Genomic DNA, 26,148 nt, shown 5'->3' with positions numbered 1-26,148 from the left:
CCTCTCCCCAAACGTTTATTTTTTCTTTATTCTTCTTTCGCGTTTTTTAATCTTATCCATTTCCCATTTCATCTTCTTTTTATAGCCAGGTTTGACCTTTTTTGGTTTTTGGACAAGCGAAGAAGCTTTTTTATCGATATCATCTGTTTTTCTTTGACGATTTTTACGCTTGTTGCGCTCATCAAGCTTTGTCCATTCACCCTTTTGCAAATCAACATGGTGAAATTCAATGCCCATTTTTTCAAGGCGGTTGAGTGCATCTTCATCGGCAGCTTCGTAAATGGTTAAAGCAATGCCAGAATATCCAGCCCTTGCTGTTCGGCCGACTCGATGAATATAAAAATCTAGATCTGTCGGAAGTTCATAATTGATCACATGGCTTATCCCCTGGATATCGATTCCACGTGCAGCTAAGTCGGTTGCCACGATATATTGAAACTCCAAATCGATAATTTGCTTCATCATTTTTTTCCGTTCGCGCGGATTCAAGTCTCCATGAATCCTTCCTACCTTTAACCCTTTTGCAATCAATGCATCGGCAACCTCGTCCGCTTTTTTCTTCGTATTCGTAAAGACAATAGCTAAATATGGATTAAATGCAGATAAAGCCTCATGAACGAGATTTACTTTATTTCGGTGCTTTGATGGCATTATCCATTGTTCCACTTTAGCTGCCGTTGCTTGCCCGGGCTCTACGTGGATATATTTTGGGTTTTCCATATATTTTTTTAAGAATGGCTTCAGCTTTTCAGGGATCGTTGCAGAGAAAACAAGCATCTGAATTTTCTCAGGCATTCTTCCAGCAATTTGGTCCACATCCTCAAGAAATCCCATGTCTAACATTAAGTCTGCTTCATCAACAACTAGCATAGTTGCTTTATGAACAAATAAAGCCTGTTCCTTCACTAGGTCATTAATTCTTCCTGGTGTACCAACAACAATTTGAGGCTGCTTTTTTAACTTTTCAATGGTTCGCTGCTTGTCCGTTCCTCCGATATAGCAGCGTGCCACTATTTCTTCACCTTCTAAACAATGCTCCGTTACTTTAAGTATTTCTTGATAGATTTGGTTAGCTAGTTCCCTTGTTGGTGCCGTAATGATCGCTTGAACTTCATTCTTTGCAGGGTCAAGCTTTTGCAGGATTGGTAGTATATATGCATGAGTTTTTCCCGTTCCTGTTTGTGATTGGCCAATTGCGCTTTCTCCTTTAAGAATTGTTGGGATTAAGCGTTCTTGTATTTCAGTAGGCTCATAAAAGCCTAGCTTTTTTACTGCTTCAATAATAAATGGCTTGAATTCATACCGTTCAAACTTTGTTTCGTTCATTCTCTTAACTCCTCATGTATCGATTCTTATAGTCATCCTGTTATTATAATAAAATTTTAGACAAATAACCACTCATACTAAAGATTAGTTTTATTTTGGCATCTGTTTTGATTTGTTTCTTCCAGAATTCCATCTTTCCCCCGCCTAAACCAAATCAGTAATGATGCATATCTTATTAGAAAGGAGGTTAATGAGAATGTTGAATAGACCGAGAATGCCTTTTCGAGGAGGAATGCCTCCCCAATCATTCATGCCACCAATGCAAGCTCGTCCACCAATGGGATCAATGATGAGAGGGGCACCTCAAATGAGACAGGGAGGTGGAGGCCTGCTCGCAAAACTTATGGGTGGGGGCAAAGCGAGAGGTGCTGCTGGTGCTGCTGGGACAGCAAGCAGGGCTGCGGGAACGGGTGGATCAGGAGCAGGCGGCATTTTAAAAGCTTTAAGCAACCCCACTGCGATTAATGGCTTTTTATCAAATACTCAAAAGGTTTTAAATACTGCCCAGCAAGTAGGACCAATGGTGCAGCAGTATGGACCGCTCATAAAAAACATCCCTGCCATGTGGAAACTTTACAGAGGGTTGAAGAATGGCGATGAAGAACCAACTTCAGTGGATGTAAAGTCTAAAAAAGAAACAACATCCGTTAAAACAAAAAAAACGATAAAAAAAGAAAGCAAAGGAGCAGACATCGATAACAGCCCCACTAAACAAGAACAAAGAAATGGCCAATCGATGCCAAAATTGTATGTATAAAAGGATGCTGCAGCATTCTTTTTTATTTTACTTTTTCAACTTTTCCCTTTCTAGCTAATAAATAAAGACAGCATACTTAACTGCCTTTTAGTATTATTATTAGCAAAAGTTCTATATAATAGTATACGGATCATTCACTTTCTACCGAATGAACAATCAAAAATATAGAAAAATAGACCGACTTTATCATAGATGTTTGTATTATTGGGAGGGTTTTGAATATGGAAATCATTAAAATATCACCACGCGGTTATTGTTATGGAGTTGTCGATGCAATGGTTATTGCCAGAAATGCGGCACTTGATAAATCACTGCCACGGCCCATTTATATCCTTGGAATGATTGTTCATAACAAGCATGTAACAGATGCCTTTGAAGAAGAAGGAATTATTACTCTTGATGGAAAAGACCGGATGGATATACTTAGCAAGGTTGATAAGGGAACAGTTATCTTCACTGCTCACGGCATATCACCAGAGGTAAGAGAATTAGCTAAGGCGAAAGGGCTTGTTACTCTTGATGCCACTTGTCCTGATGTAACGAGAACACATGAATTAATTGAAAAAAAAGTGAAAGAAGGCTTCCAGATTATTTATATTGGAAAAAAAGGGCACCCTGAGCCTGAAGGAGCCATTGGTGTTGCTCCACATGCTGTTCATCTAGTTGAATCCCTAAAAGATGTAAATGCCTTGAAGCTTCAAAATGAAAAGATTGTTGTCACTAATCAAACGACAATGAGTCAGTGGGATGTTAAAGATGTAATGGATAAGTTAAAGGAAAAGTATCCTCATGCCGAGTTTCATAAAGAAATTTGCAATGCCACACAGGTACGCCAAGAAGCGGTTGCAACTCAAGCAGGACAAGCTGATGTAACCATAGTTGTTGGTGACCCAAAAAGCAATAACTCCAATCGCCTCGCACAAGTGTCTGAGGAAATCGCCAGCACCAAAGCATACCGGATTGCGGATGTAACCGAGCTAGAAATCGATTGGATTAAGGATGCATCAACCGTTGCAGTTACATCAGGTGCCTCTACTCCAACACCTATTACAAAAGAAGTAATTGCCTTTATCGAGCAGTTTGATCCTACTGATGAAACGACTTGGAAAAGAGAGAGAAAGGTACCGCTAAATAAAATTCTTCCTAAGATTAAAAGATAGGAACAAGGACCGGTTTGGAAAGAACCGGTCCTCGTTCGTTAACTATTGATCAGACAATCCTCTTATACAAACTGAAAAGGATCTGTATGCAATTCAGATGCAAAGATTGAGACATCATAGCCCTTTTCCTTGCACATTTTCTCCAGCTGTATTGCTACGCCTTTTTTCATCACTTTCTCGACATTATGGCCTGGATCAACTATATTTAGTCCCATCATCATCGCATCGTGCGCAACATGGTAGTACATATCACCGGTAACATACACATCTGCACCTTTAAATTTTGCCGAAGTAAAGTATTTGTTTCCATCTCCACCAAGAACAGCCACTTTCCTTACCTTTTCATCCAAAGCACCTACGACCCGTACCGCTTTCACATCAAGACAGCTCTTTACGTGAGCAGCAAACTCCTTTAGCGTCATTTCTTGAATATCTCCAATTCTTCCGAGACCTAGGACTTCTCCCTTATTCTCCAAGCTATAAATATCATAAGCAACTTCCTCATATGGGTGAGACTTAAACATAGCTGAAAGAATCTTTTTCTCAAGATGCTCTGGAAAGATGGTTTCTACCCGTTCTTCTTTAACCGTTTCAAGCTTTCCTGCTTGCCCGATATATGGATTTGTTTCCTCTCCCGGTAAAAACTGTCCAATCCCAGAGGATGAAAATGAACAATAACTATAGTTTCCGATTGCTCCTGCACCAGCATTCCCAAGAGCCAGCTTAACCTCATCCGCATTTTCTACAGGAACATAGACAACTAGCTTTTTCAAATGTGTTTCATATGTCGGATAAAGCACTTCCGTATTTGTTAGCTGAAGTGCCTCTGCCAGCATATCATTTACACCGCCAGTTGCCACATCTAAATTCGTATGGGCAGCATAAACTGCTATATCATGCTTGATCAGCTTTTCAATTAGCCTGCCAGCAGGTGTTTCCGTTGCAATAGCTTTTAATGGACGAAAAATGGGAGGATGGTGAGCAATGATCAACTGGACATTTTTTTCAATTGCCTCATCAACGACTTCCTCTAGTACATCAAGAGCAATCATCACATTCTCAATCGGTTTATTTAATCTCCCAATTTGCAATCCGATCTTATCTCCCTCCATCGCATAACTTTTCGGGGAAAACTGTTCGAATAACTGGACGATTTCATGCCCGTTCACCCTTTTCATTTGTTTAATACCTCCTCAACCATTTGAATCTTTTCATTAAGCTCTTTCTTTTTCAGTATTGTATCCTCTGATTGTGCTGCATTTTCCAGCTGTGTTAAAATTCTCTGCCAATTTTTTTGCTCGTTTCTCCATTTTTTCTGAAAGGAAACAGACAATTGTTTAATTAAGAAAGGACCAAGTAAAAGCTCCTTCTGTAAATCTTTATATGGTTTAAATGGAATGCCTTTCTCTGCAACTAAAATCTCGTAAATTTTTTCATCTTCTTCAAGAATTTCTTCCGCTTTTAATTCCCATCCATTATCTATAAGCCATTGTCTTATCGTCATAGCGCTAATATTTGGCTGCAGGATTAATCGTTTAACCGATTCTAGCTTATTCTTCCCTTCTTCCAAAATACTTGCAATTAAAGCTCCACCCATACCGGCAATCGTTATGCAGTCAATTTCTCCCGGAGCAATGACCTCTAACCCATTTCCTTTTCTAACGATAATTTGCTCATCAAGCCCTTCCATCTTCACCTGCCGTTTTGCTGATTGATAGGGGCCTTCTACAACCTCTCCAGCTATAGCAAACGGAACAATCCCCCGCTTAACAGCGTAGCATGGCAAATAAGCATGATCAGACCCAATGTCAGCGAGACGTGATCCACTAGGAATATAATTCGCAACAGCTTCTAGCCGCTGTGATAATTTTTCAGTATTCATTTTGTCACCACTTATATCTTTAATTTTATATAAATAGCCCGCACCTTTTTTCAGCAGCCATCTTCATAAGTATAGAAAAAGTCCTTTACATATGCAAAGGACTTTCTTTTCAATCAATTATTTAAGAGTCATTAACCATTCAGCCATTGCTTCTTCCTGTCCAGCGACTAAACCGCCAGGCATCCCATTAGCTGTACCGTTTGTTAGAATATCTACAAGTTCTTCTTGTGAATGACGTTCACCAACGCCAGTTAATGCTGGACCTACAGCCCCTTGATATTGGTCACCATGACAAGCAAGACAGCTTTGCTTATAAGTGTCTTCTGGGCTTGCTGCAACTTGCTCTTCAGCTTTTTCGCCGCCGCCTTCTTTCTCTGCAGCAATCTCATCCATGTTATTAAGTCCGATGAAAGACATAAAGAAAATTGCTACGATACCGAATGCGAAAATAATAAGATAAGGCATTGCTGTATTTTTCATGTTTTAACCTCCCTTATGTATGAACATCTAATATTAAGTAATTGTACAAACAATCTCTATTCTACTTCAAATTCTACCGAAGGAAAAGACCTAAAGCAAACTTTGTCACAGCAAATTCGGAAAATAGACAAAAACTCCATCACGTAGATGGAGTTTCTTGTTTCTTTCCCATTATTTTTAATTACTTAAGACTTGACGGGCAATGACTAAACGTTGAACTTCGGAAGTTCCTTCGCCAATTTCCGTTAACTTTCCATCTCTCATATATCTCTCAACATGATAGTCTCTCATATACCCATACCCGCCATGAATTTGAACTGCCTGATCTGTAATTTCCATACATATCTCAGAAGCATAAAGTTTACACATCGATGCTTCCTTAGAAAATGGTCTTCCTTGATCCTTCAGCCAAGCTGCCTTATAAACCATATTCCGTGCTAGTTCAATTTTCATTGCCATATCTGCCAATTTAAATTGAATCGCTTGGAAATTGGATAAAGTACGCCCAAATTGCTGACGTTCCTTTGCATATTGAACTGCCTTCTCATAAGCAGCTTGCGCGATGCCAACAGCCATTGCACCTATACCAATTCTGCCTCCATCTAAGGTAATTAAAAATTGTTTAAAGCCTTCGCCCTTTTTACCGAGCAAGTGCTCAGTCGGCACGCGCACGTCTTCTAGAACAAGTTCTGTCGTATTCGATGAATGCAATCCCATTTTCTCATAATTATCAATCACCTTAAAACCAGCCGTATCAGTCGGGACAATGATTGCACTTATTTCCTTTTTCCCATCTGCCTCACCAGTTATTGCTGTAAGAGCTAAATGCTTCGCATAGCTCGCATTCGTGATAAAACACTTATTTCCATTTATGATATATTCTCCATCTTTTTCAACTGCTGTAGTTCTCGTACCGCCGGCATCCGAACCAGCACCCGGCTCTGTTAAACCAAACGCACCAAACGTTTCACCTGTACAGATAGGGACTAAATACTTTTTCTTTTGTTCTTCTGTTCCAAACAAATACAGCGGGGCGCCGCCTAAAGATATATGAGCTGAATATGTAATCCCTGTCGAGCCGCACGCACGGCTTAGCTCTTCTGTAACAATCGCAAAACTCACTGTATCTGCACCAGCACCTCCATATTCTTCTGGAAAAGGAAGACCCATTAAACCTAGGTCAGACATTTTTTTAAAAATATCAATTGGAAATTCTTTATTGCGATCCCTGTCAAGTGCACCAGGTGCTACTTCTTCATCTGCAAATTCACGTATCGTCTTAAGAATCATTTCTTGTTCAGAAGTTAAATCAAAATTCAACAGTCCATCCCCCTTATACTCGTTGTATACGCTTACAACTATATTATAAAAGAGAATAGATAATTTTCACAACATTTAAAAATTTTATAAAATATTTTATTATACAAAAATATAAATAATAAGCAAAACAAGCCCTAATATCCCTGAAATCGCAAACGCCGGCTGCTTAAGTTTCCAACCATACAACAACCATAGTAAACAGTTAATGATTAAATTAAAATAAAGGAATACGGGCTTTTCTGGGTACATACTAGAAAAAAATTCAACAGAAGCCAGCAATAGAATTAACGCGGACACAATCATTGGGATTTGCAACAGTATTCCTTTTTTAGAAAAATAAATTGTAAAGATAACTCCCATCAAAACAAACAAAATGAATACCGGCATTTGCAAAGTAATAGACAATTCAGTAAAATGGATTAAAAAAAGGGTTAGTGGAAGAAGTAAAATAAATAGATAGTGATTTTTCCAAAAGCCACCACTACCTATCCCTTTTTTTGAAATCTTTTGTTGATTTCCTTCTGTATATAAAGCCAAAAGATAATCACAATATTGTTCTGGAAGCATTCGGGCTTTCTTCCAAGATAAAATTTCATTTATAATGATGTTTTTTCGATTTTCATTCAAAAGTTACACATCCTTTTAGAAAAGCGCTTGCGCTAGACAGATCAATGTTAGAATATATTTCCAAACTAAATAAAAAAAATAGTTTACCTCTATTGTAAGAAGTAAACTATTTTCTGGCAATCCTTTTCTAAAAAGGAAATGTGGCATCCCATTTATTCTAAAAAGTCTTTCAACCGTTTGCTTCTGCTAGGATGTCTTAATTTGCGCAATGCTTTGGCTTCAATTTGACGAATACGTTCACGAGTAACACCAAACACTTTCCCAACCTCTTCTAACGTTCGTGTGCGCCCATCATCAAGCCCAAAGCGAAGACGCAATACATTTTCCTCACGATCTGTTAAAGTGTCCAGAACGTCCTCAAGCTGCTCTTTTAAAAGCTCGTATGCTGCATGTTCAGAAGGAGATGTAGCATCCTGGTCTTCAATGAAATCCCCGAGATGGGAATCATCCTCTTCCCCTATCGGTGTTTCCAAGGAAACTGGCTCTTGTGCGATCTTTAAGATCTCTCTTACCTTATCAGGGGTTAAATCCATATCTTCAGCAATTTCTTCAGGCGATGGTTCACGTCCAAGATCTTGAAGTAATTGGCGCTGTACACGAATCAATTTATTAATGGTTTCAACCATATGAACAGGAATACGAATCGTCCTTGCTTGGTCGGCAATCGCTCGTGTAATTGCTTGACGGATCCACCAAGTTGCATAGGTACTAAATTTAAAGCCTTTACGATAATCGAATTTTTCAACGGCTTTAATTAAGCCCATATTCCCTTCCTGAATTAAATCAAGGAAAAGCATGCCACGGCCAACATATCTCTTAGCAATACTAACTACTAAGCGTAGGTTAGCTTCCGCAAGGCGTCTTTTTGCCTCTTCATCCCCTTGCTCAATGCGCTCAGCCAGTGAAATTTCTTCTTCAGCAGATAATAGATCCACGCGGCCAATCTCTTTTAAATACATGCGCACAGGGTCATTGATCTTCACCCCTGGTGGAACGCTAAGGTCATTTAAATCAAATTCCTCTTCCCCTTTAGCTAATTCCTGTGCATTTGGGTCAGCATCTTCATCATTGTCACCAACAAGTTCAACCCCCTGATCCCCAAGGAATTCATAGAATTCATCCATTTGATGCGAATCCAATTCAAAATGGCCCATTCTTTCTGCTATATCATCATAGGCAAGGACACCAGTTTTTTTTCCGATTTGAATTAATTGCTCTTTTACTTGTTCTAGGGTCAATTCTGAATCAACTTCTTTTGATCGAGCTGATTTTTCAGCCATATTGTCCCCCTCCTTCCATGAAATGCGAAAAGCGCCGAGCTTACCTCCGATTCATTTACCCCGGATGGCAGACGCTGTAGTTAGAGTGAAATCTAACTTGAAATGCTCATCAAAGAGACTTTCGTAACTGAATGATTTCCATAGCAATTTGCGCTGCCTTCGCAAAATCACCCTGCCTCTCTGCTTCTTTTTCCTCAATCATTTTTTCTTTTATCTTTAACATTTTTTGATAATTAAACACCTGTTTCATGTAATCCATTAATTCCTGTTCGCTTAACTCTTCATTTATTAACATCATTTCAATGTTGGCAACGATTCTTTTAAGCTTTTCATCCTGTATAAAATCAATAAATGCGCTCGGATCTGGCGAATGGCCATTTTCATAATATCCAAGTAAATAAGTGATAATTGCTTGATGCTCATCAATATTAAACGTGTTACCTTGAAGCAACGCTTGAACTTTGAAGGCAATATCGCTGTTCCTTAACATATGTGCGATTAGTCTTCTTTCTGCTGTATAATATGCAGGCTTCAGCTGGTTAGCTTTTGTTATAGGCTGTAGCTGAATTTTTTCATCATTATTTTTCCCGTTATTGTTTCGCTTTTCAGCAAAGGAAACTTGTTTTAGCTGCTCTTTAAGCGCTTCTAGAGAAAGGGTAAATTCATTAGCTAATTGCCTGAGATAATGATCCCTTTCAACTGCATTGTCCAGCTTACTTATTTCTGCTAATACTTCTTCGATATAGCGGAGACGATCTCCTTCATCATGAAGTCTTTTTCCTTTTTTATAATACTGCAGTTTGAAAGCCATTAAGGTTACACTTGCATCAATGACCTCTTTACGGAACTTTTCTTTTCCAAACTGACCAATATAATCGTCTGGATCCATGCCATCCGGCATTAATGCAACCCTTACATGCAGCCCTGCCTCGGAAAGCATATTTCCAGCCCTCCATGCTGCTTCAATCCCCGCATGATCAGAATCATAACAGATCGTGATTGACTGAACATTTCTTTTTAAAACTGATACATGATCCTCAGTAAGAGATGTTCCCATTGTGCCAACACCGTTTTCAACGGCTGCACGGTCAGCTGCGATTACATCGGCAAATCCTTCAAAAAGGATAGCCTGCTGCAACTTTTTCATATGAGGTCTTGCTAAATGAAAATTATATAAAATTTTACTTTTATTAAAAATTGCTGTTTCAGGACTGTTCAGGTATTTGGGCTCATCGGCCCCTAATGATCTTCCTGAAAAGGCAATCGTTTGACCTCCTCGATCAAAGATTGGAAACATGATCCGATCGCGAAATCGATCAAAATATTTCCCATCTTTTTCACGTTTAATAACCAAACCTGCTTTTTCTATCACTTGTATTGGAAATTTTCTCTTTGTTAAAAAGTTTAAGACAAAATCCCATGAATTTAGTGAATAGCCAATTTGAAATTTCTCAATCGATTCCATTGTAAACCCTCTGCCAAGCAAATATTCTAATGCATGCTGGCCATCTTTTGTGTTTACAAGCAGATGATGATAGAATTTACGCAAAAGCTCATGAGCTTCCAGCATTTGCTCTATGTCTGGAGGAACGGACTTTCGAGCGGATATCGATGATGCATCGATGTCTAACTTAATGTTCCCTTTCTCAGCAAGCTTCACTGCAGCCTCCTGAAAGGAATAGCCTTCAAGGTCCATTAAAAATGAAAAAGCATTTCCACCAGCACCGCAGCCAAAGCAATGGAATATTTGCTTATCTGGTGATACGGAAAAAGATGGTGTGTTTTCGCCATGAAAAGGACATAAGCCAAAGTAATTTCGCCCTTGCTTCTTTAATTGGACATAATCACTAATGACATCAACAATATCGACAGCTTGCCGAATTTCATTCACTTTTTCCTCGGCGATGCGCTCAGCCATGAGAACACCACCTCCATTTAATAAGAAATGCGCAAACACCTTGCCCACCCCCGACAAGCACAAGACGAGCCTTACGGAAAGGTGTTCTTTACCTTTCTGGGGATTGGCTTGTGACCTCGATGGAGTAGGCGCTGAAGCTAGACAATAAGAAATGCGCAAGCGCCTTTCTTTCATAATGCTTAATTCTAGAAAAATTACCGAATTCCTTCAAAATTCGACAATATTTTTGTCAACTGACTAATAAACCTTATTCGATCATCTTGACTAAAAGGCTTGGGACCTTTTCCATATATCCCCCTTCGCCGCGCTTTCGCAGATAGATATCTCATATCAAGCGCTGTATGAATTTCATTTTCTTCAAATATAATCCCTCTAGGGCTCATAACATGAACTTGTTTCAATAAAAGCGTTGATGCTAATCCGATATCTTGAGTAACAACAATATCCCCTGCCTTTACATGATTCATGATAAATAAGTCCACAGCTTCTTTACTAGAATCAACGAACTTCCAATTCGCTTGGCTTAGGTCATTTTTCATATGGGCATAGGAAGCAATAAATATAGCTTCGATAGAAAAGCTATTACTTATTTCGACAACTTCTTCCTTTACAGGACAAGAATCGGCATCAACGATAATCATCGGTTTGCCTAATGTTCTAATAATTCTACATCACTCCGCATATTCCTTCTTTCAAACATAACTTTTGTATAATCATACTGAACTGCACTATTATAGTGAGAAATGCTAATCATTTTTGGAACATGCAGCTTAAAGATGTGGTATTCGCAAGAAAAAACTACAAAGTTTACGATTGTGTCGAATTTTTTTCATGTCATGCACTTGACTTCTCACAATAAATAGTTTATTCGTTCACATTAAACTCTAAACCTAATCTATAACATTTTTATCACAATTTTTTATTATAGTATAAAAAGCTTCAGTTTTCTATTATTTTTTCTTATTACCTATAAAAATAAATAGAAGCTTCCCAATAAAAAAGAAAAGGGCACATAACGGTGTATGTGCTAGCTTTTCGGAAAGCTCTTTCGGTATTGATTTAAGATTAAATTGGCTGTTTCTTCTACAGCCTTATTCGTCACATCGATAACATGACAATTAATTTTGCTGACAACTGTTTCAAAATAATTTATTTCTTCTTTAATTCTTTCAATATTTGCGTAGCTCGCGCTATCACTTAATCCTAAAGAAATAAGCCTTTCCCTGCGAATATGGTTCAGCTTTTCAGGACTGATTTTTAATCCAAAGCACTTTTCTGGAGGAACAAGGTATAGCTCTTCTGGCGGATCTACTTCAGGTACTAGCGGCACATTAGCAACCTTCAGCCTTTTATGGGCCAAGTATTGAGAAAGCGGGGTTTTAGAAGTTCTAGAGACCCCAACTAGTACAATATCTGCCTTCAATATTCCACGCGGATCACGGCCATCATCATACTTAACAGCAAATTCAATTGCTTCTACTTTTTTGAAATAATCCTCATCAAGCTTACGAACGAGTCCCGGTTCATAAAGCGGGGTTTTTTCGTATAATACTTGAATTTGGTCCATTAATGGCCCAATAATATCGCAGGCATAAATTCCTTCTTTTTTTGCTTGCTCATTAATATATAAGCGTATTTCGGGCTTAACCAGTGTGTAAACAATCATTCCGTTATCAAGTTTTGCAAGAGAAATCACTTCGTCAATATGTACTTTATCCTCTACATATGGAAAGCGCTTGATTATTACTTCACTGCCATTGAATTGGCTGACAGCAGCTTTTGTTACAAGCTCGGCAGTCTCTCCAACAGAGTCGGACACTACGTAAATGATAGGCTTTTTATTCATCCTTTAAAACCATCTCCTCTGTTCACATTCTCATTTATTATCTGCTAAAGCGACGAACGCCTTTGTTAAATTTGTTTTTGTTATCCTGCCTATCACTTCAAATCCTTTTTCTGTTTCTTTTACAACAGGCAATGCATCAATTTGTTTTTCAATTAGTTTCTTTGCAATGTCAATCAGCAGATCCTCTTTTTCGCACATTGTAATATTGGGCATCCGAGTCATGATGATATTAACAGGGATTGTCGTCAATTCTTGTTTCCCAATGCTTGCCCTCAGCAAATCTTTTCGTGAAAGAACCCCTACAAGCAAGGAAGATTGATCAACAACAAATAATGTCCCTACATCCTCTAAAAACATCGTCACAATTGCATCGTATACAGATACATTTTCATTTACTACTACCGGAATCGATTGATAATCCTTAACACGAAGCTTCTGAAGATTTTCTGTTAGCAGCTGTGCACCTGATTTTCCTGTGTAAAAATAACCGACACGCGGTCTTGCATCCAAGAACCCAGCCATCGTTAATATAGCTAAATCTGGTCTTAATGTTGCCCTTGTCAGGTTTAATTGGTCTGCAATATGTTCACCCGTTATCGGACCATTTTCCTTTACTATTTCTAATATTCTTTCCTGTCGCTTATTTAATTCGATTGTCCTCACCACCCGTCAACCAAAAGTGTCATACTATTTATAAATATTATAACTTAAATCTAAGAAATGAAAAGAATAGAAATAATTAAAATAATAGTAATTATAGTATAGAAGAAGAGTCTGCTAGGCGCAGACTCTTCTTTATCATAATCAGCCTTATAAAAAAAAGCAAAAAAGAAGTTTATTTTACAATAATTTCATTCATATTTGCAAAGTTCTTGATGACATCTGCTAGCTTAGCCATCTGTTTTAGCCTATTCTCACGGATTTCAAGATTATCGGCCATAACCATCGTATGATCGAAATATTGATCAATCTCAGGCTTCATCGATACAAACAGTCCAAACATTTCATCTTCGGAGATTTCTTTGCTTAACTGCCTATCAACATAAATATATTTATCATAAAGAGTTGACTCATACTCATTCTCAAATAAGCTTTTGTCCACTTCCCCTATTTTTTCAGCTTTAGAAGCAATATTTAAGACACGGCTTAAAGCCTCGATGCTTTCTTTAAAGCTATCGTCTTCCTTCCTAGCTTCAAGCACCTCTGCCTTTTTGACAAGAGATGGGAGAGTTCCAATGTTATTGCCTAATACTGCTTCAATTAAATCATATCGGACGCGCTTTTCTTGAAGGAGATGCTTAATGCGCAGTTTAAAGAATGCAATCACTTCTTTTCTAATCTCTTCTACCGCTTTTTTTGCTATTCCTGCTTCTTCGATAAGTTGTAACGATGCATTTATAACCCATTCTAAGGTAACTGCCCACTCCTTATTTAAGAGTGTTTGGACAATACCAGTAGCTTGTCGTCTTAATGCATAGGGATCCTGGGAGCCGCTAGGGATGATGCCAATTGCAAAACATGAGGCAATTGTATCCATCTTCTCCGCTATTGAAAGAGCTGCGCCTGCATTGCTTGCTGGTGTTTGATCCTCCGCATTTCTAGGCATATAATGCTCATTGATCGCTTTTGCAACTGCCTGATTTTCACCTTTTTGCAATGCATATTTTTCACCCATAAATCCTTGAAGCTCTGGAAATTCATAGACCATATTTGAAACGAGATCAAATTTGCAGATTTCTGCGGCACGATTAGCAAAATTTTTATCATCACTGGTAAAGTGAAGTTTTTCCGCTAGTTGGTTTGTAAGTCTGCGAACTCGGCTTACTTTCTCCGCAAGCGTACCGATTTCCTCATGGTAAACAATCGAGTTTAACTTTAACAGTGACGCTTCGATTGGAGTCTTTTGGTCTTCCTTATAAAAGAAAGCCGCATCTGAAAGCCTTGCTCTTAATACCTTTTCATTCCCTTTCGCTACTTTGTCGATATGTTCATGACCGCCATTGCGGACCGTAACAAAGTATGGAAGCAGCTTTCCATCGTTTGATTTCACTGGGAAATACCGTTGATGTTCCTTCATCGAAGTAATCAAAACCTCTTCTGGTATTTCTAAAAATTCTTCTTCGTAGCGGCCGAATAATGCTGTTGGATATTCAACAAGATTTGTCACCTCTTCTAACAAATCCTCATCAATTGGGATGACCCAATCGTTTTCTTCTTCTATTCTTTTTAATTGTGATAGGATCGCACTTTTTCTCTCTTCATAATTGACAATGACATATTGTCCAAGCAAAACTTCTTCATAGTGCTTCGGCTCTGTAATCTCAATTTTCCCGCCAAGGAATCTGTGCCCTACTGTCCAATTGCCTGTTTCAACATTCGTAAGCTTGAATGGAATAATCTCTTGGCCAAATAAAGCGACTATCCATTTGATCGGACGCACAAAACGAAGTTCTTTATCTGCCCAACGCATATTTTTCGGAAATGTCATGGCTGTAATAATATGCTGTAATTCTGGCAATAAGACAAGCGTTTCTTGCCCTTTAATAAATTTCTTTACATGAATGTATTCAACTCCGTTTATTTCTTTAAAAAAGATATCTTCTACATTTGCCCCTTGTCCACGGCAAAAGCCAATTGCTGCCTTTGACCATTCACCATCTTCATTCAAAGCAATTTTTCTTGCTGGGCCTTTTGCTTCTTCATTAATATCTTCCTGTGCTTCATTTACCCCTTCCACAAGGACAGCTAAGCGACGCGGCGAAGAAAAAGCTTTAATATGATCAAAAGAAATTTTCTTTTCAATCAACCACGCTTGAACCTTATCAGACAACTGATTCATCGAGTTTGTTACAAATCTTGCTGGCATTTCTTCTAAACCGATTTCTAAAAGGAGATCTCTTTTAGCCATATTAATTTTCCTCCTTTGTTTGCAGAATTGGGAAGCCTAGCTTTTCGCGTTCTTCATAAAACGTTTTTGCAATCTTCCTCGCTAAATTTCGGCAGCGCCCGATATAACCTGTACGTTCTGTTACTGAAATCGCCCCTTTTGCATCCAAAAGATTAAATGTATGGGAGCATTTTAAAACATAATCATATGCTGGATGAACTAGTCCCTCATCCATTTGTCTATGCGCTTCCTTTTCATAAATATTAAATAGATTAAACAGCATTTCAGTATCAGATGTTTCAAAGGTATACTTTGAATGCTCATATTCCGGCTGGCCGAAAATATCTCTGACAGTGAATCCATTAGTCCACTCAAGATCAAACACATTTTCCTTCTCTTGAATATATGATGCTAGCCTTTCAATTCCGTATGTAATTTCTACGGAGACTGGCTTACATTCTAAACCGCCAACTTGCTGAAAATATGTGAACTGTGTAATTTCCATGCCATCAAGCCACACTTCCCAGCCTAAGCCAGCACAGCCAAGCGATGGATTTTCCCAGTTATCTTCAACAAAGCGAATATCATGCTCAAGCGGATCAATGCCTAGCGCTTTTAATGATTCAAGATATAGTTCTTGAATATTATCTGGTGAAGGCTTCATAATTACTTGGAATTGATGATGCTGGTATAAGCGGTTTGGATTTTCTCCATACCGTCCATCAGCGGGGCGGCGTGAGGGCTCCACATAGGCTACATTCCACGGCTCTGGGCCAATTGCTCGCAGGAACGTATAAGGACTCATTGTCCCTGCTCCTTTTTCTACATCATAGGATTGCATTAGAATACATCCTTGTTCAGACCAATGCTTCTGCAAAGTTAAAATCATGTTTTGAATATTCATAAAGCACCTTCCTTATTAAAAATAAAAAACAAAAAAACTCCCATCTCTATGCATAAAGCATAGGGACGAGAGTTACCCGCGGTTCCACCCTATTTGCTGCGATTTGCAGCCAACTTGATTGTCAGATACGACTGTTGCTCCAGAACGCCCTTCCTTAACCTTCTATACCCTAGCTTCCACTATCCTAGGTTCGCTTTTATAGAGCGAGTTAAGTACTCTTCTCTTTCACAGCAACTATTAATTTAATAATTTGAATCATAGCCGAATTTACTGCGAATGTCAACAGGAGACTTATATCATTCCATCAAACTTGGCCATTTGATTAAGGAACTTTTTCGTCTTTAAATTCAAGCCAGAATATTCTTCATAGTAAGCGGAAATGATTCTTTTCAATTCTTCCTTCGTTTCTTTGCTAACAGAAATATTTCCAATTCTTGATAAATCAATGTAGTAGAAAATACGCAAAAGCTTTACTGTTGCAGGTGAAATTTTAAAATGATAAGGGTCCTTTTCTATGCAGCGATGGCAAAGCAAGCCCCCTTCACGAATAGAAAAGGAGAAATGCCCATCCGTATTTCCACAAACTGCACATTGGTTTAATACGGGATAAAGTCCGAGCGTATTAAGCATTTTCATTTCAAAAATATTGACGATGATCTCAGCATCAAAGCCTTCGCTAATCAACTTTAATGTTTGATAAACCAGTTCAAATAAATAAGGATTTGGCTTTCTATCATCTGTGCTTTTATCTGTTAGGTCTACGATATAGCTTGCATAGGCTGTAAGAAAGATATCTTCTTTAATTGAACGCATTGAGGATATCATTTCTCCCTGCTGTAAAGTTCCTAAACCATTGCTTTTTTGTACTAAAAAGTACCCGTATGTAAAAAGCTGGGTGACAGCCGAAAGTCTGCTATTAGGCTTTTTAGCTCCTCGGGCCATCACACCAATCTTTCCCCATTCACGTGTATAAAGCGTTACAATTTTATTTGTTTCACCATAGTTTGTTGTTCTAATGACGATGCCCTCACATTTATCAAGCATCCTAGCACCATCCCTAACGATTAGACAAACCTATGAGATGGGAAAATCAATTTCTTGCTCTGCGTCCTGATTTCCGGGTATATCTTGAGTTTCCTTTTCTAGCTCCTTAAAAAGAAGATATGTGTCAATGTTACCTGTCTGCGAAAAAACCTTCCAGGTAAAATCCATCATCGAAAACCCCACCTTTCCGTTATTCAACGCAATTTTTTATCCCAAATCCTTATCACTTATCATAGCCTGTCTTTCCATTTTCATAAGAGAAAAATATTGTAAATCAAAAACATACATAATTAGCAATTATCCATAATATTCTAGTTATGGTTGAGGCATTAAAACGTCCGGTGCCTTCCTGCCGAGATGGCTTATACTTGTCGCCTCTGGCAAGCCGCCTGCGCTTTTCTTTGTCTAGCTCCGGCTCCTAGCGACTATTGGACTTCAGGCTTCCTCCTGCGATAAGTCAACATCGAATCGCTTGCGCTCTTCGTGTTTCCTTTATCTTTCGTCCGGAGCCCTCCAGTCCATACGTCGCTGTTCAGTCGCCTGCGCTTTTCTTTGTCTAGCTCCGGCTCCTAGCGACTATTGGACTTCAGGCTTCCTCCTGCGATAAGTCAACATCGAATCGCTTGCGCTCTTCGTGTTTCCTTTATCTTTCGTCCGGAGCCCTCCAGTCCATACGTCGCTGTTCAGTCGCCTGCGCTTTTCTTTTAATACTCATCCTCACGGAAACCGAAGTCTCGGAGCTGGGACATTTTGTTGCGCCAGTCCTTTTGGACTTTTACCCATAGCTCAAGGAACACTTTGGATCCAAGGAGATTTTCGATATCAAGGCGCGCTCGTTGACCAATTTCTTTCAGCATCTTTCCTTGTTTTCCAATTACAATTCCTTTTTGTGAATCTCGCTCAACAATAATCGTAGCCATCACATGCACCACATCTTTATCATCACGGCGCTCCATTTTATCAATCAATACAGCTAGAGAATGAGGAATCTCCTCCCGAGTCAAATGAAGAGCTTTTTCCCTGATTAGCTCGGAAACGATAAACCTTTCTGGATGGTCTGTCACCTGATCGGCTGGATAGTATTGCGGTCCTTCAGGAATATACGTTTTAATTTGCCCTAAAAGAGTCTCGACATTATTTCCTTCAAGAGCAGAAATCGGGATAATTTCACTAAATTCGTACTTTTCCTTATAAGATTCGATTAAAGTCATCAACTTGTCGGGATGAATTTTATCAATTTTATTAATGACAAGGAAAATAGGCGTACGAACAGATTGAAACTTTTCCAAAATAAACTCTTCGCCACGGCCATAGCCCTCTTCAGCATTTACCATGAACAAAATAACATCTACTTCTTTTAACGTATTTTGTGCGACCTTCATCATAAAATCGCCAAGCTTATGCTTAGGCTTATGGATACCTGGTGTATCGATAAAAATAAACTGTGCATCATCTGTTGTTAAAACACCTTGCACTTTGTTTCTTGTCGTTTGTGGCTTATCACTCATGATCGCAATCTTCTGACCGATGACACGATTTAAAAAAGTTGATTTACCAACATTTGGTCGGCCAATAATTGATATAAATCCTGATTTATGTGCTTGTGTGGAATTATTCATGTAAATCCTCCGGTGAGAAAGCGCCAGGCAATAATCCTTCTATGGAAATTTCCTGTATATCCCCTTTTAAATTCGTTAAGAAAACCTTCATGTCTTTCGGGCATAATTCAGCGATGACTTGACGACATGCCCCACAAGGAGAACATGGGCGGTCTGTATCTGCTACTACAGCCATTGCGGTAAACTTTTTGTCTCCCTCTGAATACGCTTTAAAAATAGCTGTTCGCTCAGCACAGTTACACATGCTATAGGCTGCATTTTCAATATTGCATCCGTGATAAATCTTCCCATCCTCCGTTATGATCGCCGCACCTACTTTAAATTTTGAATACGGAACATATGCTTTTTCTCTTGCGATTTTCGCTTCTTCAATTAGTTTTTCAATGTTCACCTATCGTGCTTCCTTTCTATCAGAAGGGGATTCCTTCTTTTATTTTACCTCATTTTTACATCAATTACATCCGTTGTATCAAAAACGTAATATAAAAAATTGAATTTTCCAAAAATGATAGTATAATTATTGTCTATTGCTTTGTCATTTTATCGAATTTATCGGACCTTTTCAAATCCTTCAGTTGATACTAAAAAAAAGCGCAAACGCTTTGGTCATCTCCATACAAACGGAGAAGGACCCCGCCTGAGATAAAGGAAACACGGTAAGCGAGAGCGAATCGTGTTGGCGCAATCGTTGCGGAGAATGCCCGGAGTTTATAGGCGATATGAGCCTTTCACGCACCATTCAATTTTATAATTTTCTAGACTTGAAAAAACTGCCCGAGGACGGACAGTTTTCTCATGTTAAAAGCTCCAAGATCTTTGGTAAAAATATCATTAACCCGATTATAACTGACATTATTGCATAGAGGAGAACCGCACCTGCAGCAATGTCCTTCGCATCTTTTGCTAAAGGATGGTATTGGTTTGTTACAAGATCAACTACACGTTCAATCGCAGTATTGATCATCTCCAAGGAGAGCATGCCACCAATAGCCAAAATGATAAATAGCCACTCAAGTTTAGAAAGTGAGAGCCAAATGCCAGCCAAAATCACAATTATTGAAATAACTAGATGGATTTTCATATTTCTTTCACGCATGATCACAGAACGGATCCCAGTGAATGCAAAGCCAAATGACTTAATCAGGCGATGCTTCTTAGCGCTGGAGCCCGAACTCATCTAAGATTACCTTTTGACGAGAAAACATTACTTTCTCATCTTCTATTGTCTCATGGTCATAGCCAAGAAGATGAAGGAATCCATGGACAGCCAAAAAACCTAGTTCTCGCATAAATGAATGCCCATATTCATCGGCTTGCTCTCTTGCTCTTGCAACAGAAATAACGATATCCCCTAATACCCGAGGCATTTCAACACCGATCAGCGCCATCTCTCCATCACCCATTTCTTCCATTGCAAAAGAAATGACATCTGTTACTGAATCCTTCCTTCGGTACTCTCTATTTATTTCCTTTATTTTTTCATTACTAACAAATGTAATCGACACTTCACTTTCAGATTCTACTTCTTCATATGTAGCCGCAAAGTTGAGCAACTTTTCAATATAAGATGCTTCTTCCTCCGAAAGCTCGTTTGTTTCATCTATTAAGTCAATATTTAAACTCATGCTTGTTTCACCTTCTGTTTTGTCATTTCAGGATACTCGATACGGGAATGAAAAATTCCATTTAACGTCTCACAAAGAGCGTTTGCAACCGTTTCAATCTCCTTTAAAGTTAAATCACATTCATTTAATTGCCCATCCTGAAGACGATCAGCGATAATCTTTCTAACTAGCCCTTCTATTTGTTCAGGCGTTGGGTGAGTCATCGATCGTACAGCTGCCTCTACACTATCCGCAATCCCAATCACAGCTGCCTCCTTCGTCTGTGCTTTCGGACCCGGATAGCGATAATCTTCCTCTCTCACCTCTAGCCCATTTTGATTGGCTTTATGATAAAAGAATTTAAGCAAAGTTGTCCCATGATGCTGCTCAGCAATATCAATGATTTCTTTAGGCATCTTATGCTTTCTTAACATTTCTGCACCATCTGTCGCATGTGCAATAATAATATTTTTACTTGTTTGCGGCGGAAGTCTATCATGCGGATTTTCAATATTCATTTGATTTTCAATAAAGAACTGCGGCCGTTTCGTCTTCCCAATATCGTGATAATAACAGCCAACTCTTGCTAGAAGTCCATTTGCACCAATAGCTTCACAAGCAGCTTCAGATAAATTAGCAACCATAACACTATGATGATAGGTTCCTGGCGCCTCTGTTAATATCTTGCGCAGCAGCGGATGATTAGGGCTTGAAAGTTCAATCAATCTCATTGTTGAAAGGATTCCAAATCCGGCTTCAAAAAAAGGCAGGAGGCCGATAGTCAAAACGGCAGATGTAATCCCTGAAATTAAACCAAGAGCAATATAAAATCCATATTCAATGCCCTCGTATTGACCATTTCTTAGCAGCATCAGCGAAAAGATGACTATAATATTTACACCCGCTACAAATGTTCCTGCCTGGAGAATTTTTGAACGCTGATTTTGTTTCGTTAAGAACAATATTCCAGCGATCCCACTGCAAATAATATAGATACCTGCCGACACATGGAAGGTGCCTGTAATGCCTTCATTAAAAATGATGCTCCCGCATATCCCCATAATAATGGTAAACAGGACAGCCATTCGTTCATCAATAAGAATTTTTATTAACATAGCTCCCATTGCTGCCGGGAAGATATAGCTTATCTCTGAATACTTAAATTCATGAAAGAAGCTTATGCCTTTCATAAGTAAAATCGATAAAGTAAAAACTATACTAAAGAGCAATAAATAACTTTGCTTCATCTCCGACTGTACTTTAAGTTCATAAAAATAATAGTAAAGAGCAGCGAGAATGACAACGATGATTAATGCAAGACCAATGAATGGTTGGTTCGAATTTATACTATCCAGCATCCCAATAAGCTCCAGCTGGCGATAAACATCACTGCTTATTAATTGTTGCTCCTCAACAATAATCTGTCCTTGAAGAATCTTTACTGGTTCTACACTTTCTATCGCTTGTTGACGATGCTCCTCCGTTGCATTTGGGTCATAAAACTCATTTTGGTATACTGCATAACGTCCGAGCTCAATGGCAGCAGCTTTTAAATTTGTATTTAAGCTTGTAAATCGCAATTCCTCTTCAAGCCTTTTTTTTGCGTTTTCAACCTCATCAGCTGGAATTCGGTTGCTCATTACATTATTAATTGCTGTCACTGTTACATCCTTTGCTAAGGATAACTCTGACCTTGAGGCCTGTACTAATGCAAGCAACGTTTGATCTGATATGTCCTTTGTTACATCTTCGGTTAATTTTTCTTTCATGCGCAATAATTTGTCATTAGGGGTCGGCTCGCTAATAGTTGATTGATCTTCTTCTTCATCTGACTGTTGTGAAAGCTTTTCTTTCGCTTCCATTTCTTCTTTAATGGCATCATTTACTTCAGTTGCTGTTCCAAAGATGGACGTAATCAAATCTACTCGGTTTTGTGCAATTTCCCTTTTAACTACATAAACATCCTTTACTTGGTCTGCTGCATCCTTTTTCTTTTTCTCCGTACTTGCCTTATCTTCAATTGTGATAGGGGATCGAATGGTCTGTTCAGCAACTGAAAATAAACTTAGGTCAAGTTTTTCCGGTTTTACATTGCTGAACATCGAAAAATACATCACAAATCCAAGCAATACAAATAATAAGACTTTAAAAAAAGTCATCTCTAACAAGCCTTTAATTTTTGTCATATACTGCTGTAGCTTTTCCACTATTTCACCCTCCTATCTTTCGGCTTTATAATCACTATTTAAGAAGATAGAAATGTAATTATGTAAAATGATAACAGTTTTTTAGTAAAGATGCATCTTTATTAAAAAATTATGTCGAGGCTTGGATAAAAGCAAAAGAAAACCGTACGGAATTTCCGACGGCCTAGTTTTCTTTCTGTCCATATGCTTGAATAATTTTTGCAACGAGAGGGTGGCGAACAACGTCACTTTCTTCTAAATGTACAAAAGATATCCCTTTTACATCTCGTAATATTTCTTCTCCAACAATTAAGCCAGACTTAGCTCCTTTTGGCAAATCAACCTGTGTCTTGTCGCCAGTTATAACCATTTTTGAGCCAAAACCCAGACGCGTTAAGAACATCTTCATTTGGGCATGGGTTGTATTTTGAGCCTCATCTAAAATGACAAAGGCATCATCTAGTGTTCTTCCTCTCATATATGCCAATGGAGCGATTTCAATTGTCCCTCGTTCAATCATTCTTTCTGTATGCTCGTTTCCTAAAATATCATGAAGGGCATCATATAATGGTCTTAGATACGGATCCACCTTTTCCTTTAAATCACCTGGCAAAAATCCAAGACTTTCGCCTGCTTCCACTGCTGGCCGAGTAAGAATGATCCGTTTAACATGGCCATTTTTCAAAGCGCTTACGGCCATGACAACAGCTAGATATGTTTTTCCCGTTCCGGCTGGACCAATTCCAAAAACAAGATCATTCGTTCGTATAGCACGAATATAATCGCTTTGGCCAATTGTCTTTACTCTGATTACCTTCCCTTTGGCATTTCTAGTAATTTCTTCATCATATAAATCACTGAAATAATCCAAGGTTCCCTTTTTGGCCATTTGGAGAGCATACATTACGTCTCTCTGGTTAATATTTATTCCTTTTCTAATAACCATAAGAAGTTCAGCTAATACTTTACCGGCTGTTTCTGCTTGTTCCAAATCGCCTGACACATGCACCAATTCGCCTCTTGTTATGATGGAAACATTTAATTCTTGTTCAATCATTTTTATATTTGCATCCGAATTTCCTAACAGTGAAATTGCTTCATTCGGATTTTCTAGTTGTACATTGATTGTCTTTAGCTCTTCTGTCATTCTGTCTCTCCTTGAATTAAAGGTTTTGCTTCAGCAATATTCTCAATAATTTGGAAATGTATTGATATACTTACTTTACCATCGTCTACAGACTTGTGTAAAACCTTTTCCCCTTTTATTTTAGCATTATCAGTTAAGAGACTTTTTATATCATTACGAGCTCTATTTTTTGCGGCATCGAATGCTTCCTCATTGGAGTATATTCTAACCTCTTGTTCTCTTTCCCTTATTGTTGTATTTATATAAGAAATCGGAAGCTTCCATTTTAGAAAATGAAAATTTTTCGTATTCGTTTCTATTTCATATTCCTTATATTCAACTTTTCCAAAACCCCAAACTGGAATTTTCCATTTCCCTATACCGATAAAGTGCTTCTGTTTTTCATTGCCATTTAAGACATGAAAGGTGCTCTTTAGCGGCTGGGTTACCGTCGTTATATACCAGGTTTCTGCAAAAATCTCTCCCTTAGCCGGAACTATTTCTGTCTGTCCTTCTTTCCCGATCACCCCAGAAACAAGCAGCTGTCCTGGTTTTACATGATCATGAATACTCACTTTCGGCTGGCCTTCTTCAACAAACATGTCAACAATTACGCCTTTCTTTTTAGCTACTAAATCTCTCGGACTTAATAATTCAGGCTTTTCCGGTTCATTCTTTTCTACAACTTGGAGATGATAGGTTGTCCCTTTTAATTCCACCCCAACCCAGGTAATCGCGCCAATGTTATCTGTAAGTTTTCTTTGTATCACTTCAACATTTTCTAGGAAAAACTGGACTTTCCCCTTCTTTACACCCATCGCGTCTAGTTCCTTACGGATTTTATGCTCGGTTTCAGGATTTGCCCCCTTAATATCAATGCCCCATACCATATTTGATAAAATAAAAATAACAAGCAGAAAGGCAAATGCGCCAACAATAAATCCACTATTTTTCAAAAGACGTTTAAATAGAAATGGCATGCCTGTCCGTCTTAAAAATTTTATTTTACAGTTACTGTCTTTCACTGCCTTTCTTATTTTCTTTACATCATTAAGCTTTATTTTGAAGGTAACTGTTTCGCTGCCATGCCTTTTTACATTCCAAATGAGAATGCCGTTTCTTGTTAATATGTTTAATAGCCGTTCGATTCCCTTTCCTCTTGTTTCAACGGTAATGATACCGCCAAAAAATTCAATCCACAAATTCTTCATTTCCTTCCCTCCATAAAGAACAGGCAACTTATATTCGCTAAATTCCACTAGAAAAAGTGTAGACTTCTAAAAGCGGGTATCCTTGATTCATTCTAATCACTTAAATAGGTGACCTGATCAATTTTTCCCTCTAGCAATATTTCTTCTGGCAATATTGTCTTTATAACAAATGATTTCCCCTTAATAAGCAGCTGCCCTTGTTTAAGAAGAAGTCTTAGCTCTTTATCTGAAAAGGCAATAAGACCACGGTGGTTCTCAATATATATGTGAATTTGTCCGATCATTGTAATCCGGGGTAAATCCATCATGACATCTTGAGGAAGCTCCATATTTGTTGTCATCCATTTCCTGATGAATTGTCCCCACTTTTTGGCCATAAAAAAGAACCCCCCTTCATCTCATATGTATGAATAGAAAGGGGGTTCTAGCACATATTTTTCTTTCCTTTTGCTCGCTTATCTTTTTTGTCTTATGGACTTGTGCGGGTTAAGCGCTCTTGGAGGGCCTAAAATCTCTGCCCATACGACTCCATCAACAAGCTTTTGTTTTTCAATGGAGACTGCGGTCTTTTTCTCTTTATAGGGAATGGAGTCCAATCGACTTGATCCCCTTGGAGAATTCATCTGAAGGGAATTCCTGGTATTTATCAGCTCATTCTGTTTATTTTTTAAAGCCTGTAATTGTGCTTCTGCTTCTTGTTTCTTTCTATCGGCGTATTCCTTCTCGACATGTTTTTTAGGCATCACAGGGGGCACATCTTTATTTCTTCCTTCTTGTACTGGGCGAATTTCCTGTTGATTAGCAGTACTTTTTTGCTGGACGGGCTGACGCTGCGACCGATTGTTTTGCTTTCCTTGACCACCCTTTGCTTTATTAAATAAAGAAGTGATAATACCTATCACAATGAAAATAAGCCATGGATTTTCAAATAAGAATTCCATAAGGGAAGCCCTCCCTTCTGCTGATAGCGA

The 26,148-nt window shown here is 38.5% G+C and carries 26 protein-coding genes; 2 read left to right on the top strand and 24 right to left on the bottom strand.

Features of this window, described 5'->3' with window-relative positions:
* Positions 1–15: 15 nt before the first annotated feature.
* A complete protein-coding gene (locus RUH74_RS00340) occupies positions 16–1,326 on the bottom strand; it encodes a DEAD/DEAH box helicase (protein ID WP_313798253.1) in 1,311 nt (436 codons plus the stop codon).
* Positions 1,327–1,522: 196 nt separating this feature from the next.
* Here RUH74_RS00340 and vrrA point away from each other — a divergent pair, with 196 nt between their 5' ends.
* Together vrrA and RUH74_RS00330 are read left to right on the top strand one after the other, a co-directional pair.
* A complete protein-coding gene (gene vrrA, locus RUH74_RS00335) occupies positions 1,523–2,083 on the top strand; it encodes a VrrA/YqfQ family protein (protein ID WP_313798252.1) in 561 nt (186 codons plus the stop codon).
* Between the two features lie 221 nt (positions 2,084–2,304).
* On the top strand, positions 2,305–3,243 hold the full coding sequence (locus RUH74_RS00330) for a 4-hydroxy-3-methylbut-2-enyl diphosphate reductase (protein WP_313798251.1): 939 nt from the start codon (positions 2,305–2,307) through the stop codon (positions 3,241–3,243).
* A 62-nt stretch (positions 3,244–3,305) separates the two neighbouring features.
* Here RUH74_RS00330 and RUH74_RS00325 read toward each other — a convergent pair whose 3' ends face one another.
* From RUH74_RS00325 to RUH74_RS00215, 23 genes are all read right to left on the bottom strand, one after another.
* Positions 3,306–4,421, bottom strand: coding sequence for a Nif3-like dinuclear metal center hexameric protein (locus RUH74_RS00325; protein ID WP_313798250.1), 1,116 nt, complete (start codon positions 4,419–4,421; stop codon positions 3,306–3,308).
* Positions 4,418–5,125 (bottom strand): tRNA (adenine(22)-N(1))-methyltransferase, encoded by a 708-nt coding sequence (locus tag RUH74_RS00320; RefSeq protein WP_313798249.1) that lies wholly within the window; start codon positions 5,123–5,125, stop codon positions 4,418–4,420. The genes RUH74_RS00325 and RUH74_RS00320 overlap by 4 nt, the downstream gene beginning before the upstream one ends.
* 117 nt (positions 5,126–5,242) lie before the next feature.
* A complete protein-coding gene (gene cccA / locus RUH74_RS00315) occupies positions 5,243–5,605 on the bottom strand; it encodes a cytochrome c550 (protein WP_313798248.1) in 363 nt (120 codons plus the stop codon).
* Positions 5,606–5,782: 177 nt separating this feature from the next.
* A complete protein-coding gene (locus RUH74_RS00310; protein ID WP_313798247.1) occupies positions 5,783–6,925 on the bottom strand; it encodes an acyl-CoA dehydrogenase in 1,143 nt (380 codons plus the stop codon).
* 99 nt (positions 6,926–7,024) lie between these two features.
* Complete coding sequence (locus RUH74_RS00305; RefSeq protein WP_313798246.1) at positions 7,025–7,552, bottom strand: hypothetical protein; 528 nt, start codon at positions 7,550–7,552, stop codon at positions 7,025–7,027.
* A 152-nt stretch (positions 7,553–7,704) separates the two neighbouring features.
* Positions 7,705–8,832: an RNA polymerase sigma factor RpoD gene (rpoD, locus tag RUH74_RS00300; RefSeq protein ID WP_053477046.1), complete on the bottom strand. Its 1,128-nt coding sequence runs from the start codon at positions 8,830–8,832 to the stop codon at positions 7,705–7,707.
* Between the two features lie 109 nt (positions 8,833–8,941).
* Positions 8,942–10,750, bottom strand: coding sequence for a DNA primase (dnaG, locus tag RUH74_RS00295; RefSeq protein ID WP_313798245.1), 1,809 nt, complete (start codon positions 10,748–10,750; stop codon positions 8,942–8,944).
* Positions 10,751–10,944: 194 nt separating this feature from the next.
* A complete protein-coding gene (locus tag RUH74_RS00290; protein WP_313798244.1) occupies positions 10,945–11,391 on the bottom strand; it encodes a YaiI/YqxD family protein in 447 nt (148 codons plus the stop codon).
* 386 nt (positions 11,392–11,777) lie between these two features.
* Complete coding sequence (locus tag RUH74_RS00285) at positions 11,778–12,596, bottom strand: pyruvate, water dikinase regulatory protein (RefSeq protein ID WP_313798243.1); 819 nt, start codon at positions 12,594–12,596, stop codon at positions 11,778–11,780.
* A gap of 30 nt (positions 12,597–12,626) precedes the next feature.
* Positions 12,627–13,262: a transcriptional regulator CcpN gene (gene ccpN / locus RUH74_RS00280; protein WP_313798242.1), complete on the bottom strand. Its 636-nt coding sequence runs from the start codon at positions 13,260–13,262 to the stop codon at positions 12,627–12,629.
* 169 nt (positions 13,263–13,431) lie between these two features.
* Positions 13,432–15,504, bottom strand: coding sequence for a glycine--tRNA ligase subunit beta (glyS, locus tag RUH74_RS00275; RefSeq protein WP_313798241.1), 2,073 nt, complete (start codon positions 15,502–15,504; stop codon positions 13,432–13,434).
* 1 nt (position 15,505) lies between these two features.
* Complete coding sequence (glyQ, locus tag RUH74_RS00270) at positions 15,506–16,387, bottom strand: glycine--tRNA ligase subunit alpha (RefSeq protein ID WP_313798240.1); 882 nt, start codon at positions 16,385–16,387, stop codon at positions 15,506–15,508.
* A gap of 291 nt (positions 16,388–16,678) precedes the next feature.
* Entirely contained in the window at positions 16,679–17,431 is a 753-nt protein-coding gene (gene recO, locus RUH74_RS00265; protein ID WP_313798239.1) for a DNA repair protein RecO, read from the bottom strand.
* 30 nt (positions 17,432–17,461) lie between these two features.
* Complete coding sequence (locus RUH74_RS00260) at positions 17,462–17,602, bottom strand: YqzL family protein (RefSeq protein WP_066396054.1); 141 nt, start codon at positions 17,600–17,602, stop codon at positions 17,462–17,464.
* Between the two features lie 533 nt (positions 17,603–18,135).
* Positions 18,136–19,050: a GTPase Era gene (gene era, locus RUH74_RS00255; protein WP_313798238.1), complete on the bottom strand. Its 915-nt coding sequence runs from the start codon at positions 19,048–19,050 to the stop codon at positions 18,136–18,138.
* A complete protein-coding gene (locus tag RUH74_RS00250; RefSeq protein WP_313798237.1) occupies positions 19,043–19,441 on the bottom strand; it encodes a cytidine deaminase in 399 nt (132 codons plus the stop codon). The genes era and RUH74_RS00250 overlap by 8 nt, the downstream gene beginning before the upstream one ends.
* Before the next feature lie 402 nt (positions 19,442–19,843).
* Positions 19,844–20,227: a diacylglycerol kinase family protein gene (locus tag RUH74_RS00245; RefSeq protein ID WP_313798236.1), complete on the bottom strand. Its 384-nt coding sequence runs from the start codon at positions 20,225–20,227 to the stop codon at positions 19,844–19,846.
* Positions 20,205–20,675: an rRNA maturation RNase YbeY gene (gene ybeY / locus RUH74_RS00240; RefSeq protein WP_313798235.1), complete on the bottom strand. Its 471-nt coding sequence runs from the start codon at positions 20,673–20,675 to the stop codon at positions 20,205–20,207. The genes RUH74_RS00245 and ybeY overlap by 23 nt, the downstream gene beginning before the upstream one ends.
* Positions 20,672–22,861 (bottom strand): HD family phosphohydrolase, encoded by a 2,190-nt coding sequence (locus RUH74_RS00235; RefSeq protein ID WP_313798234.1) that lies wholly within the window; start codon positions 22,859–22,861, stop codon positions 20,672–20,674. Before RUH74_RS00235 ends, ybeY begins: the two co-directional genes overlap by 4 nt.
* Before the next feature lie 163 nt (positions 22,862–23,024).
* Positions 23,025–23,987, bottom strand: a complete 963-nt coding sequence (locus RUH74_RS00230; protein ID WP_313798233.1) for a PhoH family protein — start codon at positions 23,985–23,987, stop codon at positions 23,025–23,027.
* A complete protein-coding gene (gene yqfD, locus RUH74_RS00225) occupies positions 23,984–25,177 on the bottom strand; it encodes a sporulation protein YqfD (RefSeq protein ID WP_313798232.1) in 1,194 nt (397 codons plus the stop codon). Before yqfD ends, RUH74_RS00230 begins: the two co-directional genes overlap by 4 nt.
* Positions 25,178–25,269: 92 nt before the next feature.
* Positions 25,270–25,554, bottom strand: a complete 285-nt coding sequence (yqfC, locus tag RUH74_RS00220) for a sporulation protein YqfC (protein ID WP_313798231.1) — start codon at positions 25,552–25,554, stop codon at positions 25,270–25,272.
* 78 nt (positions 25,555–25,632) lie between these two features.
* Positions 25,633–26,118 carry a hypothetical protein gene (locus tag RUH74_RS00215; RefSeq protein WP_313798230.1) on the bottom strand — a complete coding sequence of 162 codons (486 nt, stop codon included), beginning with the start codon at positions 26,116–26,118 and terminating at the stop codon, positions 25,633–25,635.
* Positions 26,119–26,148 lie beyond the last annotated feature (30 nt).

Origin of the sequence: Cytobacillus sp. (assembly GCF_032154635.1) — a bacterium.
Taxonomy (GTDB): Bacteria; Bacillota; Bacilli; order Bacillales; family Cytobacillaceae; genus Cytobacillus.
This window is presented reverse-complemented; position numbering and strand designations above follow the sequence as displayed.

Excerpts from the sequence above, each read along its gene's own strand:
- RUH74_RS00340 (WP_313798253.1), bottom strand. The coding sequence starts at position 1,326 with ATGAACGAAACAAAGTTTGAACGGTATGAATTCAAGCCATTTATTATT.
- vrrA (WP_313798252.1), top strand. The coding sequence starts at position 1,523 with ATGTTGAATAGACCGAGAATGCCTTTTCGAGGAGGAATGCCTCCCCAA.
- RUH74_RS00330 (WP_313798251.1), top strand. The coding sequence starts at position 2,305 with ATGGAAATCATTAAAATATCACCACGCGGTTATTGTTATGGAGTTGTC.
- RUH74_RS00325 (WP_313798250.1), bottom strand. The coding sequence starts at position 4,421 with ATGAAAAGGGTGAACGGGCATGAAATCGTCCAGTTATTCGAACAGTTT.
- RUH74_RS00320 (WP_313798249.1), bottom strand. The coding sequence starts at position 5,125 with ATGAATACTGAAAAATTATCACAGCGGCTAGAAGCTGTTGCGAATTAT.
- cccA (WP_313798248.1), bottom strand. The coding sequence starts at position 5,605 with ATGAAAAATACAGCAATGCCTTATCTTATTATTTTCGCATTCGGTATC.
- rpoD (WP_053477046.1), bottom strand. The coding sequence starts at position 8,832 with ATGGCTGAAAAATCAGCTCGATCAAAAGAAGTTGATTCAGAATTGACC.
- dnaG (WP_313798245.1), bottom strand. The coding sequence starts at position 10,750 with ATGGCTGAGCGCATCGCCGAGGAAAAAGTGAATGAAATTCGGCAAGCT.
- RUH74_RS00290 (WP_313798244.1), bottom strand. The coding sequence starts at position 11,391 with ATGATTATCGTTGATGCCGATTCTTGTCCTGTAAAGGAAGAAGTTGTC.
- RUH74_RS00285 (WP_313798243.1), bottom strand. The coding sequence starts at position 12,596 with ATGAATAAAAAGCCTATCATTTACGTAGTGTCCGACTCTGTTGGAGAG.
- glyS (WP_313798241.1), bottom strand. The coding sequence starts at position 15,504 with ATGGCTAAAAGAGATCTCCTTTTAGAAATCGGTTTAGAAGAAATGCCA.
- glyQ (WP_313798240.1), bottom strand. The coding sequence starts at position 16,387 with ATGAATATTCAAAACATGATTTTAACTTTGCAGAAGCATTGGTCTGAA.
- recO (WP_313798239.1), bottom strand. The coding sequence starts at position 17,431 with ATGCTTGATAAATGTGAGGGCATCGTCATTAGAACAACAAACTATGGT.
- RUH74_RS00260 (WP_066396054.1), bottom strand. The coding sequence starts at position 17,602 with ATGATGGATTTTACCTGGAAGGTTTTTTCGCAGACAGGTAACATTGAC.
- era (WP_313798238.1), bottom strand. The coding sequence starts at position 19,050 with ATGAATAATTCCACACAAGCACATAAATCAGGATTTATATCAATTATT.
- RUH74_RS00245 (WP_313798236.1), bottom strand. The coding sequence starts at position 20,227 with ATGAGTTCGGGCTCCAGCGCTAAGAAGCATCGCCTGATTAAGTCATTT.
- ybeY (WP_313798235.1), bottom strand. The coding sequence starts at position 20,675 with ATGAGTTTAAATATTGACTTAATAGATGAAACAAACGAGCTTTCGGAG.
- RUH74_RS00230 (WP_313798233.1), bottom strand. The coding sequence starts at position 23,987 with ATGACAGAAGAGCTAAAGACAATCAATGTACAACTAGAAAATCCGAAT.
- yqfD (WP_313798232.1), bottom strand. The coding sequence starts at position 25,177 with ATGAAGAATTTGTGGATTGAATTTTTTGGCGGTATCATTACCGTTGAA.
- yqfC (WP_313798231.1), bottom strand. The coding sequence starts at position 25,554 with ATGGCCAAAAAGTGGGGACAATTCATCAGGAAATGGATGACAACAAAT.
- RUH74_RS00215 (WP_313798230.1), bottom strand. The coding sequence starts at position 26,118 with ATGGAATTCTTATTTGAAAATCCATGGCTTATTTTCATTGTGATAGGT.